The organism is Bacillus sp. SRB3LM (assembly GCF_015712745.1).
In the GTDB taxonomy this organism is placed as follows: Bacteria; Bacillota; Bacilli; order Bacillales; family Bacillaceae_G; genus Bacillus_A; species Bacillus_A thuringiensis_K.
This window is the reverse complement of record NZ_VWVQ01000006.1, coordinates 46,634-58,500: the sequence shown is the minus strand read 5'-3', so window position 1 is coordinate 58,500 and position 11,867 is coordinate 46,634. Positions and strand designations below refer to the sequence as shown.

Genomic DNA, 11,867 nt, shown 5'->3' with positions numbered 1-11,867 from the left:
AAAATAAAAATTGACGTTTCACGTTGTTTGTTTCGTTCAGTTTTCAAAGAACTACTTGGTCGCTCATTTGCGACTTCCTTATGTTAACATCTTCATTTTTCAATGTCAACTAAGTTTTTTAATTTCTTTTTTGTCGTTTTCTGCGTTTCTGCATCAGCGACGGTTATTAATTTACCATATATAAACCATTAGCGTCAACAATTTTTAATAAAAAATTCTTTTTCTTACATAACGAATACATTCTTCTGTGTTAGCTACTCTCCGGAATAAACAGAAAATGATTTTATATCTTTCTTCCATGGCTTTTTTTACAACTTCATGAATACGCTCATCTTCAAAATCAAATAAAAGTTCCTCTAATTCTCTCTTCAATATGTATTCCATTTCTTTTCTTTCTTCTTTTGTCAACATCAGCCCAAGCAAACAATCACCTCAATAATTCCTTACGCAACAATAAACGTTCCGCTCATTTTCAATTATCACAATCCTATCATCCATTATATCCACTACTTACGATGTTAATCCTTTGTTCTCTTTTTTATATTTACAGCATATATGTAACTGAAAAGGATTGGACAAAGGGGCGTAATATTATGTTTTTCTTTTTTATTACGAGTAAGAGAAATTTTAAACACATTAGCTTAATAGTGATACTGTCCTTATTTACAGCATGGCTACTCTTTTTAAAAACATATTCACATGAATCTGCTTTTTCAACTGCTACAGGCCCTAAAGTAATTTACAAAGGAGACACCGCTAAAAAGCAAGTTGCATTTACGTTTGATATTAGTTGGGGAGACAAAAAAGCAATTCCAATCCTAGATACTCTTAAAGAAAGAGAAATTAAGAATGCAACCTTCTTCCTTTCTGCTGCATGGGCCGAAAGACACCCCGATATTGTAGAGCGAATCATGAAAGATGGGCACGAAATCGGTAGTATGGGGTACAATTACACATCCTATACTTCTCTAGAGACAAATGAAATAAGGCGAGACCTTTTACGAGCACAAGATGTTTTTACGAAACTTGGTGTAAAACAAGTCAAGCTGTTACGTCCACCTAGTGGCGAATTTAACAAAGCAACCCTTAAAATCGCAGAATCACTTGGATACACCGTCGTGCATTGGAGTAATAATTCAAACGATTGGAAAAACCCAGGTGTAAATAACATCGTTTCCACTGTCTCTAATAATTTGAAGGGTGGAGATATCGTCTTATTACACGCATCCGATTCTGCCCTTCAAACAAATAGAGCTTTACCGCTGCTCCTGCAAAAAATAAAAAGTGATGGATATGAGCAAATATCCGTGTCACAACTTATTTCCAACACAAGTACGAAAAGTGAAGATGTGAAGTAGCTTCTTCCCAACTACTCTTCACGCATAAAAAGCTCTACTACCTTTCAAGAAGGTGGTAGAGCTTTTTTAATCATACCATTTCCAGCATTATAACTGCTGGTGTATAAAACCTCTCTCTATTAAGCTGATTTACTTGTTTTTCCGATTAAACGATGTAATACAAGTAATTGATACGCATTACATAACAATAGCGGTATAACCATTAAATATAGCCAATCTGTATCATTAATCCGAAGCGCCGGTACCCATTCAAGGATTGTTACAACAACCATAAAGAACAGAGCTGGCACAAATGCTTTTTTATTTGTTTCTTTACTTTTTACATAAGCAACAATTGCTCCAAACACAAATAATATTCCAGCAACAAGTATGTTATTCCCTAACGAGACTTCCCCATTTGCAATAAGTACAGATCTTAAATACACAAAATCAAATAATACGAATGCAATAAAGAAGAGCTGGACTGCATTCCATAAAGAAGATGAGCGAAACATCCCTAGTCCAAAACGGTGGATTGTTAAATATGCAAAGAATCCCATTTGACTTATAACACTAAAAATAAATCCTACACCCATCAGCCAGAAAGATACTGCTAAAACCTCCTTACCGTCGAAATTTTGAAAAAATTTATTGTACTTGTCCCACTCCAAAACAAAACCAATAATAACTGTGCTAATCCCACCAAGAAACAACGTCGTTAAAAATAGTCGTACCCACTTGCGGCTATTCACAACACATCCCCCATTATCCTTATATTTCTAATTAAATTGTATCAATGACAATTTCAAAAAGCTAGCCATGTTCATGTATAAATTCCTTAAAGATATTTATATTAAAAAGAGAGAACTGTGCTGAAAGGAGTTCCAACTTATGAAACGGATGCTATTCATTTTCGTTTCTTCTTTTCTACTTATCGCACTTGCAGCATGCGCACAAGGAAAAGAAACGAAATCCGAACTAGATTACGATCAAACAAAGAAAATGATTGTTGATATTTTAAAAACAGATCAAGGTAAGAAAGCTATTCAAGATGTATTAACTGATGAAAAAATGAAACAAGCACTCATACTAGATGAAACAGTAGTAAAGAAAACGATTGAAGATGCCATGGTATCCGATAAAGGGCAACAATTCTGGGAAAAGCTCTTTAAAGATCCTGAGTTCTCATCAAAGTTTGCTAAAAGTATGGGGAAAGAACAAACTCAATTAATGAAAACCTTACTAAAAGACCCTGAATACCAAGCAGGCGTTATAGAAATTATGAAAAATCCTGAAGTAGAAAAAATAATGTTACAAACAATGAAGAGTAAAGAATACCGTCAATATCTACAACAAGTACTAACAGAAACTGCTGAAAGTCCACTCTTCCAAGCCAAGATGATTGATATCATTAGTAAAGGTGTGCAAAAAGCTGAAAAAGGCGGATCTGGTAAGAAAGAAGCAGGCGGTGACGGTGGTTCTCAAGGCGAAAAGAAGGAAGAACAGTAAAAAATAATAACTATAATAACGAGTGGACAATGTATACATTGTTCACTCGTTATTACTTTATCTTACTATTAACAGACAAAATGGCCCCCTCTAGTTAAGCGAAAGGTTTACTAACAACAAAAGCCTTATTGTTGTCAGTAACAGGTGAACCCCACTGATTAAAGTTTCACTTTATTTTTGTGTAACAGCTGTTTTATCAATTACTGTTTCAGCTATTTTACTATAAATAATGCCCGTTGTATGTGTATCTTCATATACTGAAGGAGCAAAGTCTTCTTTATTCCAATCGGGTTGTTGTAGCGGAATGCGACCAAGAACATTCGTTTGCAATTCGGTAGCTAACTTATCTCCCCCGCCTTTTCCAAATACATATTCTTTCTCACCAGTTACCTTACTTTCAAAATATGCCATATTCTCAACAACACCAAGAATACTATGTTCAGTGCGCAATGCCATCGCTCCAGCACGTGCTGCTACAAACGCAGCTGTTGGATGAGGCGTCGTTACAATAATCTCTTTGCAAGATGGCAACATTGAGTGCACATCTAACGCAACATCACCTGTGCCTGGTGGCAAATCTAGTACTAAATAATCTAGATCGCCCCATTCTACTTCTGTGAAGAAGTGGTTTAACATTTTCCCAAGCATAGGTCCTCTCCAAATAACTGGTGCATTATCCTCTACAAAGAAGCCCATTGAGATTACCTTTACACCTAAACGTTCCACCGGAATTATTTTGTCACCTCTTACGATAGGACGTTTTTCTATCCCCATCATGTCTGGCACACTAAAACCGTAAATATCCGCATCGATAATACCAACTTTTTTTCCTAAACGAGCTAAAGCAACTGCAAGGTTAACGGAAACAGTTGATTTTCCCACGCCACCTTTTCCACTCGCTACTGCTAAGAATGTTGTTTTTGAATTAGGTGACAATAAAGATTCCCTTTGCTCTTCTTGTTGTTCCGGTGCAAACTGAGCTAATTCCTCTTCTGTAAATTCTGCAAAACGAAGTCCAACTGTTGCTGCCCCAAGTTCTTTTACTAACTTTACAATTCCAGACTGCAACTGCATTTGTTCCGCTGTACCGGTTTTTACGATTGCAATTTTGACACTCACATGTTCCTTCTCTGGCTTGACTGTTACCTCTTTAATTGCATTTGTTTCTTTTAATGTTTTATGTAAAAACGGATCCACAATCCCTTCTAACGCTTCAACCACTTGCTCTTTCGTTACCATAATTAGCCCAGCCCCCTGTATGAAAAATAACGTAATGTTAATTGAATTTATCTCTGCTTATTCTTGAAATAAATGCGTTTACATTTCCAGTATAACATATTTTCCGAAAACTTCGTTAACGAGAGAAGCTCAAAAAAATCCTCCTTATTCTGGAGGATTTCCTTTTTCCGTGAAATAACGTAATATACCACGGTATATTGCAGCTGCTAACTTTTGCTGATATTTCTCCGAATTTAACATATACCTTTCGTTCACATTCGATAAAAAGCCAGCTTCAATTAAAGCACCTGGTGTTTTAGAATACTTTAATAAATACACATGCGAAATAGTCTTAGCAGAACGATTCGTGTTCTCTAAACTTGTTCTCAATTCAGCCTGTATAAATTTTGCAGCACGTTCATTTTCAATTGAAGAACGGTAATAGAACGTTTGTGCGCCTTTCGATCCACTACTAGTTAAAGCATTTAAATGAATACTTGCAAAAAAGTCTACATCAGGTTTATTGATGATTTCTACACGTTTTTTTAAATCCTCTGCTTTACGTCTGCTATATGACTTTGTATCTTTGTTAGCTAAATCATAATCTCCCTCACGCGTTAAAATAACTAGTGCACCTTGTTCTTGTAAATAGTCTTGTACCTTTTTTGTAATTTCAAGCGTAATATCCTTTTCTATAATATCCTTTCCACCAACAGCCCCTCCATCTGGTCCACCATGCCCAGCATCTAATACGATTACTTTCCCTGATAAGGGTAAATTCCAAGCACGCCACGATTTTGTAATTTGAAATTCTTGTTTGACTAAAAAAAACAATACAACCGCAGCGAGTGCAAAAGAGATAATTCGAATTCTCTTCATACCTTTCCTCCTCCAGCTAGTCCCTCTAATTACTTATATGGGACAAGAGGAAAGTTTATGCTTGTCTTAATGAAGCTTTAATCGATATCTTCTTTCACCTTTTTCATACCCTTCTTGCCACCACAATCCTATAAACTGCTGACAAGATTCAAAAAGTAATTCCTCATCTTTCAACTTTATTTCTCGCATAGTCATACTCGTTAAAAATTGAAATAGCGTTTCAGTTAATTGTTGTTCTTCTTCTAAAGCTCTATATTTCACATCAAAAAATGATTCACCATAATAACCAAATTTACTGTATCTCGCTCCTAATAAATAAGATTCTATCCCTAATTCAATACAGTAATCTTCATACTGACGATGAAGCTCTTGCATTTGAAATGCATCACGAATATTTGAACGCAATGTTTTTAATGATAATTCCCGCAACATCTTCCGCTCGTATTTTAACTGCTTTTCTTTTTGTTTTTCTTGTAAGCTGACAATGACATTCATAGTACTTATAAACCTCCCTAATACGTATTAGTCTAAACTTCTAAAGAAGAAGCATACGCGCGGCGGTAGCACTAAAATATTCCAAGCTATAAAAATTGCAAAAGAGGAATGAAACATAAAAAAACCCCAACCAAAATGGTTGGGGTTTGTAGTTCGCAAAAATTAACGTTTTGAGAACTGAGGTGCACGACGTGCGCCTTTAAGACCGTATTTTTTACGCTCTTTCATACGTGCGTCACGAGTTAATAGACCTGCACGTTTTAGTGTTAGACGGTATTCTGGATCAGCTTTTAATAAAGCGCGAGAAATACCGTGACGAATAGCACCAGCTTGACCAGTGTATCCACCACCATTTACGTTTACAAGTACATCGTAGTTACCTAAAGTTTCTGTTGCAACTAGAGGTTGTTTCACTACTTCACGTAATGCAGCAAATGGGATATAGTTTTCAAAATCACGACCGTTAATGATAACGCGTCCTTCGCCTGGAACTAGGCGTACGCGCGCTACTGAACTCTTACGACGTCCAGTACCATAGTATTGAACCTGTGCCAAAGTAAGCCCTCCTTTAATTAATTATCCGCGAAGTTCGTAAACTTCTGGTTTTTGTGCTTGGTGTGGATGCTCTGCTCCAGCATACACGTTAAGTTTCTTAGAAACTTGACGGCCTAAGCGTCCTTTTGGAAGCATGCCTTTAATTGCAAGCTCTAACATTTGTACAGGGTAGTTTGTACGCATTTCAAGAGCTGTTCTTTGCTTAAGTCCACCTGGGTGGTTAGTGTGACGGTAGTAAATTTTATCGTTTAATTTATTACCTGTTAAATGAATTTTCTCAGCGTTAATAATAATTACATGATCACCCGTGTCAACGTGTGGTGTAAATGTAGGTTTGTTTTTACCACGTAAAATGGATGCTACTTCACTAGCAAGGCGACCTAAAGTTTGACCTTCAGCATCAACCACATACCATTTACGCTCAACTTCGTTAGCTTTTGCCATAAAAGTCGTACGCATGTGTTTCCCTCCTCGTTATCTTTTCCATAGAAAAAATCTATTGTTTATCTTAAACACGATTTCCTTCCGGGGCTAATCGTGGTTTTAGAAACAATACCATATGTTATGATATACTTTTGAGTTTCTAATGTCAAGCAAATGTTACACCAGGATTAGTTGTTATAGTTTACCTCCCATAAGTAAAGCCCATGACCTGGAGCCATCTTTCCAGCAAACTGACGATTTTGTTTCGCTAAAATCTCTGGAATGCTATCAGGATCAAGCTTTCCTTGTCCTATGCTAAGTAACGTACCAACAATAATTCTGACCATATTATATAAAAATCCATTACCTACAAAACGAAAAATTATTTCATCATCTTGTTCAATTAACTCGATTTCATAAATTGTTCGCACTTTATCTTTTTTGTCAGTTTTTGCCGAACAAAAAGAAGTGAAATCATGCGTTCCAATAAAATAAGGAATTGCTTTTCTTATAGAGTTGATTTCGAGCGGGTATGGATATTGATATACGTAATTTCTACGGAATACATCCGCAGTCTTTGATAATAATACACGATAACGATATTCTTTTTTCTCAACACCGTAACGTGCATGAAATTCTTCTGTTTTTTTCTCTACTTGCCTTATAACAATATCATCTGGCAACATTGTGTTTAAAGCATTACTCCATTGCCACTCTTCAAGAGACAAAGGGGTATCAAAGTGTATTACTTGTCCTTTTGCATGAACTGTAGAATCTGTTCTACCAGATGCCTGAACACGAACAAGTTCTCCCTTATGCAATTTCTGCAATGCTTTTTCTATCTCCTGTTGAACAGTACGATGGTTCGGCTGAATTTGATAACCACAAAAATGCATGCCATCATATGCAACCGTACATTTTATTCTATCCATTTCTCTATTCTCCATTACGATCGCACCCATGCCAAAATACAAGCTAAACAAAATAAACTGACAATCGTTACTGTATCGCTTGTTTTCCAGCGTAGTTGCCTAAATTTAGTACGTCCTTCACCACTTTGATATCCACGAGCTTCCATCGCAATGGCTAAGTCCTCTGCACGCTTAAAAGCACTGATAAACAGAGGAACGAGCAGTGAAATAATAGCTTTCATTCTATCTTTTATCGGTCCCCCGGCAAAATCAATACCACGTGACGCTTGTGCTTTCATTATTTTACTCGTTTCATCCATTAATGTCGGGATAAAACGAAGAGAAATTGACATCATTAATGCGATTTCATGAACAGGAACCTTTATACGCTTCAACGGCTTTAATAACGTCTCCAAACCATCTGTAATTTCAATAGGTGTCGTCGTTAACGTTAATAATGTCGTCATTAAAATAATAACGAAGAATCGTACAGAAATGTATATCCCTTGCTCTAATCCTTTTTCATATATCGAAAACCAACCAAGCTGGAATAGTACATCCCCCTCTTTATTTGTAAAAATATGCAGGAAAAATGTAAAAAGAAAAATCCATAAAATTGGTTTTAAGCCCGAAAGTACATAACGAATCGGCACTTTTGCAAAAAATAAAGCAATGAGTGCATATAAAAATAAAAATCCATATGAAATCGCATTATTTGCTAAGAAAACAACAAATACATATAAAAAGACAATCAGCAGCTTCGTACGTGGATCAAGTTGATGAATAAGTGAATTCCCCGGGATATATCTCCCAATAATCAACTGCTGCATGATTCATGACCACCTTTTCGTAACACCTGCACAACTTCATGAGTAAGATCCTCTAAAGATAAGGTAGCCTTTGGAATTGAAATACCAAACTTCTCTTCAATTGCACGTTTATACTTTAATGACATAGGAAGATCCACACCAATTTTCTCTAGTTCATCAGCATGTGAAAATACTTCCTCTGCACTTCCTTGCAAAAAGACCGTTCCTTTATGCATAACTACAATCTGCTCCGCATACTGAGCAGCATCCTCCATATTATGCGTTACAAGGATAACTGTAAGACCCTTCTCCTTGTGCAGCTTATAAAACATCTCCATAAGTTCGTTCTGCCCTTTTGGATCTAGTCCTGCTGTAGGTTCATCTAATACAAGCACTTCAGGTTCCATCGCCAGTACACCCGCTATAGCAACACGTCTCATTTGTCCACCACTTAATTCGAACGGAGAACGTGTTAACAGTTCCGGTTCTAGCCCTACAAGTTCAATTGCCTTTCTAGCCTTTTGCCTTGCTTCGTCTACAGATACTCCAAAATTAGTAGGGCCGAAACAAATATCTTTCTCCACAGTCTCTTCAAACAACTGATGTTCTGGGAATTGAAAGACAACCCCTACTTTTTTACGTAGTGGCTTTAGCTTTTTTTCTTTCTTTCCTGCCGAAATCAAATGTTCACCAATTTGAACTGTACCATTTGTCGGCTGCAATAAACCATTTAAATGTTGAATCATCGTCGACTTACCTGAACCAGTATGACCGATAATGGCATAATAACCCCCACTTGGAAACGACACGTCTACATCATAAAGTGCGCGTCTTTCAAATGGAGTTTTATATTGATAACGATGTTCTACTTTTTGGAATGTAATCTCCAAAGTTCGTTCACCAAGCTTTCCATTGTAAGATGCGTATTTTGCAAGAGAATTTCATTTCTTTTTAATAATTCTGCTATTTTCACTGAAAATGGTACATCTAATCCAATTTCTTGGAGCATATGAGAGGATTTGAAAATTTGTTCTGGAGTCCCTTCCTCTAATATCTCTCCCTTATTTAAAATAATGACACGGTCTGATTGTGCCGCTTCTTCTAAATCGTGCGTAATTGATAACACGGTAATACCTTTTTGATTAACAAGTTGTCTAACCGTTTCTACTACTTCACGTCTCCCTTGGGGGTCTAGCATTGACGTTGCTTCATCTAATATTAAAATAGATGGCTGAAGTGCTAAAACGCCTGCTATTGCCACTCGCTGTTTTTGCCCACCAGATAACGAATGAGGCTCATCATTAAGAAAATCTTCCATACGGACAAGTTTGAGAGCCTGATCTAATCTTTCTACCATCTGTTCTCTTGGCATTCCGATATTCTCTAAGCCAAAAACAACGTCGTCTTGCACTGTCGTTCCAACAAATTGATTATCTGGGTTTTGAAATACCATCCCAATTTGTTTTCGAACATCCCATACCGTTTCCTCTGATAAAACCATTGTATCATTTACTGTAATAGTTCCTGCTTCTGGCAAAAACAAACCATTCAATAATTTTGCAAGTGTAGACTTCCCTGAACCGTTTTGTCCAATAACAGATACCCATTCTCCCTCATATAAGGAAAATGAAACATCTTTTAATGCATAAGTGGCTGCCCCAGGATATTGAAAGGATATATTTTCTGTCCGAAGTTTCTCTTTTTTCAATACAAGGCACCCTTTCCTTCGCCAAGTTAGCCTATTTTTATATTTAAAAAAAAGGGCCATGACCAGTTTCTTGAAAAGAACTGTCCTGCCCTTTTAATTATCATTATACTAACTCGATAATTACCATTGGTGCTGCGTCTCCGCGACGTGGACCAATTTTTGCAATACGAGTGTATCCGCCTTGGCGCTCAGCATAGCGTGGAGCTACATCAGCGAATAATTTTTGAAGTGCATCTTGACCAGTCTCAGCGTTAGCTACTTCATTGCGAATGAAAGCTGCTGCTTGACGACGAGCATGAAGATCTCCGCGTTTACCTAAAGTGATCATTTTTTCCACTACAGAACGAAGTTCTTTTGCACGAGTTTCTGTCGTTTGGATGCGCTCGTTGATAATTAAATCAGTAGCTAAGTCACGTAACATAGCTTTACGTTGCGCACTTGTACGGCCTAATTTTCTGTATGCCATTCGTAGTTCCCTCCTTTGTTGATGGGTTTAAATCCTCAGTCGTCTTTACGTAAACCTAAACCTAATTCTTCAAGTTTATGTTTAACTTCTTCTAAGGATTTACGTCCTAAGTTACGAACTTTCATCATATCTTCTTCTGTTTTGTTCGCAAGCTCTTGTACAGTATTAATTCCTGCACGTTTAAGGCAATTATAAGAACGAACAGAAAGATCTAGTTCCTCGATAGTCATCTCAAGAACTTTCTCTTTTTGATCTTCTTCCTTCTCAACCATAATCTCAGCATTTTGTGCTTCATCAGTTAAACCAACAAAGATATTTAAATGCTCAGTTAAGATTTTGGCACCTAAAGAGATAGCTTCTTTTGGCCCGATGCTTCCATCCGTCCATACATCAAGCGTAAGCTTATCATAATTAGCCACTTGTCCGACACGTGTCTTTTCCACTTGGTAAGTCACACGTGATACTGGAGTATAAATAGAATCAATAGGAATTACTCCTATTGGTTGATCTTCGCTTTTATTTGCATCAGCTGGCGTATACCCACGGCCACGCTTTGCAGTTAAACGCACGCGGAAATGCGCATCTTTTGCTAACGTTGCAATGTGTAAATCTGGATTTAAGATTTCTACATCACTATCGTGAGTAATATCAGCAGCTGTGACAATACCTTCGCCCTGCACATCAATTTCCAACGTCTTCTCTTCTTCAGAGTAGATTTTAAGAGCTAACTTTTTCAAGTTTAAGATGATCGTTGTAACGTCTTCTACTACGCCCTCAACTGTTGAAAATTCATGTAATACGCCATCGATTTGGATAGCAGTAACAGCGGCACCAGGGAGTGAAGATAAAAGAATACGACGTAAGGAGTTACCCAACGTAGTACCATATCCACGCTCAAGCGGTTCAATTACGAATTTACCATATTTAGCATCTTCGTTAAGTTCAACCGTTTCGATTTTCGGCTTTTCGATTTCAATCATTAACTAAACCCTCCTTCAAAACGTCGAAACCCCGGTTAAACAAAGGTACAACCCCTGTCTAACCGAAAGTCCCCCTTAGGCAGTTCCCGATTGTGCACAACAAGCGATGTTTCTGTACGAAATTTCTCGATAATGCATCATATCCATTATAGACAAAAGGGAAAATTCTATACAGAAAAATTACACACGACGACGTTTTGGTGGACGACATCCATTATGAGGAACTGGAGTAACATCTCTAATTGCTGTTACTTCTAGACCTGCAGCTTGAAGAGCACGAATTGCAGCTTCACGACCAGCACCAGGACCTTTAACAGTAACCTCTAAAGTTTTTAAACCGTGTTCCATTGCAGCTTTAGCAGCAGTTTCAGCAGCCATTTGCGCAGCGAATGGAGTAGATTTACGAGATCCACGGAAACCAAGTGCACCAGCACTAGACCAAGAAAGTGCGTTACCGTGAGTATCTGTAAGAGTTACGATTGTGTTGTTGAAAGTAGAACGAATATGAGCTATACCAGCTTCAATATTCTTTTTCACACGTTTTTTACGAGTGTTTGTTTTACGTGCCATTGTTAGT

The 11,867-nt window shown here is 37.3% G+C and carries 16 protein-coding genes; 2 read left to right on the top strand and 14 right to left on the bottom strand.

What is annotated here, in order from left to right:
• Positions 1-204: 204 nt before the first annotated feature.
• Positions 205-423, bottom strand: coding sequence for a hypothetical protein (locus F3I02_RS04665; RefSeq protein ID WP_000901147.1), 219 nt, complete (start codon positions 421-423; stop codon positions 205-207).
• Between the two features lie 170 nt (positions 424-593).
• On the opposite strand from F3I02_RS04665, the gene pdaB reads away from it, so the two are divergent.
• Positions 594-1,358, top strand: a complete 765-nt coding sequence (gene pdaB, locus F3I02_RS04660; protein WP_000464705.1) for a polysaccharide deacetylase family sporulation protein PdaB — start codon at positions 594-596, stop codon at positions 1,356-1,358.
• Positions 1,359-1,477: 119 nt separating this feature from the next.
• Here pdaB and kbaA read toward each other — a convergent pair whose 3' ends face one another.
• A complete protein-coding gene (gene kbaA / locus F3I02_RS04655) occupies positions 1,478-2,089 on the bottom strand; it encodes a KinB signaling pathway activation protein KbaA (RefSeq protein ID WP_196477701.1) in 612 nt (203 codons plus the stop codon).
• A gap of 139 nt (positions 2,090-2,228) precedes the next feature.
• On the opposite strand from kbaA, the gene gerD reads away from it, so the two are divergent.
• A complete protein-coding gene (gerD, locus tag F3I02_RS04650) occupies positions 2,229-2,846 on the top strand; it encodes a spore germination lipoprotein GerD (protein ID WP_000827292.1) in 618 nt (205 codons plus the stop codon).
• 171 nt (positions 2,847-3,017) lie between these two features.
• On the opposite strand, the gene F3I02_RS04645 is transcribed toward gerD, so the two are convergent.
• The 12 genes from F3I02_RS04645 to rpsK all read right to left on the bottom strand — a co-directional run bounded on the left by F3I02_RS04645 (position 3,018) and on the right by rpsK (position 11,860).
• Complete coding sequence (locus tag F3I02_RS04645) at positions 3,018-4,085, bottom strand: Mrp/NBP35 family ATP-binding protein (protein WP_196477700.1); 1,068 nt, start codon at positions 4,083-4,085, stop codon at positions 3,018-3,020.
• A 144-nt stretch (positions 4,086-4,229) separates the two neighbouring features.
• Positions 4,230-4,943, bottom strand: a complete 714-nt coding sequence (gene cwlD / locus F3I02_RS04640; protein ID WP_000822438.1) for an N-acetylmuramoyl-L-alanine amidase CwlD — start codon at positions 4,941-4,943, stop codon at positions 4,230-4,232.
• Between the two features lie 66 nt (positions 4,944-5,009).
• Positions 5,010-5,438, bottom strand: coding sequence for a DUF2521 family protein (locus F3I02_RS04635; RefSeq protein WP_001101005.1), 429 nt, complete (start codon positions 5,436-5,438; stop codon positions 5,010-5,012).
• A 162-nt stretch (positions 5,439-5,600) separates the two neighbouring features.
• Entirely contained in the window at positions 5,601-5,993 is a 393-nt protein-coding gene (rpsI, locus tag F3I02_RS04630) for a 30S ribosomal protein S9 (protein ID WP_000079986.1), read from the bottom strand.
• Positions 5,994-6,014: 21 nt separating this feature from the next.
• A complete protein-coding gene (gene rplM / locus F3I02_RS04625) occupies positions 6,015-6,452 on the bottom strand; it encodes a 50S ribosomal protein L13 (protein WP_001260793.1) in 438 nt (145 codons plus the stop codon).
• Positions 6,453-6,604: 152 nt separating this feature from the next.
• Positions 6,605-7,348, bottom strand: a complete 744-nt coding sequence (gene truA, locus F3I02_RS04620; RefSeq protein WP_002163816.1) for a tRNA pseudouridine(38-40) synthase TruA — start codon at positions 7,346-7,348, stop codon at positions 6,605-6,607.
• A gap of 14 nt (positions 7,349-7,362) precedes the next feature.
• Positions 7,363-8,157 carry an energy-coupling factor transporter transmembrane component T family protein gene (locus F3I02_RS04615; protein WP_001186526.1) on the bottom strand — a complete coding sequence of 265 codons (795 nt, stop codon included), beginning with the start codon at positions 8,155-8,157 and terminating at the stop codon, positions 7,363-7,365.
• Complete coding sequence (locus tag F3I02_RS04610) at positions 8,145-9,026, bottom strand: energy-coupling factor ABC transporter ATP-binding protein (protein WP_000406535.1); 882 nt, start codon at positions 9,024-9,026, stop codon at positions 8,145-8,147. Before F3I02_RS04610 ends, F3I02_RS04615 begins: the two co-directional genes overlap by 13 nt.
• On the bottom strand, positions 9,002-9,844 hold the full coding sequence (locus F3I02_RS04605) for an energy-coupling factor ABC transporter ATP-binding protein (RefSeq protein WP_000711782.1): 843 nt from the start codon (positions 9,842-9,844) through the stop codon (positions 9,002-9,004). Before F3I02_RS04605 ends, F3I02_RS04610 begins: the two co-directional genes overlap by 25 nt.
• A gap of 103 nt (positions 9,845-9,947) precedes the next feature.
• Positions 9,948-10,310, bottom strand: a complete 363-nt coding sequence (rplQ, locus tag F3I02_RS04600; protein ID WP_000331490.1) for a 50S ribosomal protein L17 — start codon at positions 10,308-10,310, stop codon at positions 9,948-9,950.
• A gap of 35 nt (positions 10,311-10,345) precedes the next feature.
• On the bottom strand, positions 10,346-11,290 hold the full coding sequence (locus F3I02_RS04595) for a DNA-directed RNA polymerase subunit alpha (protein WP_000569643.1): 945 nt from the start codon (positions 11,288-11,290) through the stop codon (positions 10,346-10,348).
• A 180-nt stretch (positions 11,291-11,470) separates the two neighbouring features.
• Positions 11,471-11,860 carry a 30S ribosomal protein S11 gene (rpsK, locus tag F3I02_RS04590; RefSeq protein WP_000101798.1) on the bottom strand — a complete coding sequence of 130 codons (390 nt, stop codon included), beginning with the start codon at positions 11,858-11,860 and terminating at the stop codon, positions 11,471-11,473.
• Positions 11,861-11,867: the final 7 nt, after the last annotated feature.

Bases quoted from the DNA above. Each gene is read 5' to 3' on its own strand.
- F3I02_RS04635 (WP_001101005.1), bottom strand. From the start codon at position 5,438: ATGAATGTCATTGTCAGCTTACAAGAAAAACAAAAAGAAAAGCAGTTA.
- pdaB (WP_000464705.1), top strand. From the start codon at position 594: ATGTTTTTCTTTTTTATTACGAGTAAGAGAAATTTTAAACACATTAGC.
- rpsK (WP_000101798.1), bottom strand. From the start codon at position 11,860: ATGGCACGTAAAACAAACACTCGTAAAAAACGTGTGAAAAAGAATATT.
- cwlD (WP_000822438.1), bottom strand. From the start codon at position 4,943: ATGAAGAGAATTCGAATTATCTCTTTTGCACTCGCTGCGGTTGTATTG.
- rplQ (WP_000331490.1), bottom strand. From the start codon at position 10,310: ATGGCATACAGAAAATTAGGCCGTACAAGTGCGCAACGTAAAGCTATG.
- F3I02_RS04645 (WP_196477700.1), bottom strand. From the start codon at position 4,085: ATGGTAACGAAAGAGCAAGTGGTTGAAGCGTTAGAAGGGATTGTGGAT.
- F3I02_RS04595 (WP_000569643.1), bottom strand. From the start codon at position 11,290: ATGATTGAAATCGAAAAGCCGAAAATCGAAACGGTTGAACTTAACGAA.
- F3I02_RS04615 (WP_001186526.1), bottom strand. From the start codon at position 8,157: ATGCAGCAGTTGATTATTGGGAGATATATCCCGGGGAATTCACTTATT.
- truA (WP_002163816.1), bottom strand. From the start codon at position 7,348: ATGGATAGAATAAAATGTACGGTTGCATATGATGGCATGCATTTTTGT.
- rplM (WP_001260793.1), bottom strand. From the start codon at position 6,452: ATGCGTACGACTTTTATGGCAAAAGCTAACGAAGTTGAGCGTAAATGG.
- gerD (WP_000827292.1), top strand. From the start codon at position 2,229: ATGAAACGGATGCTATTCATTTTCGTTTCTTCTTTTCTACTTATCGCA.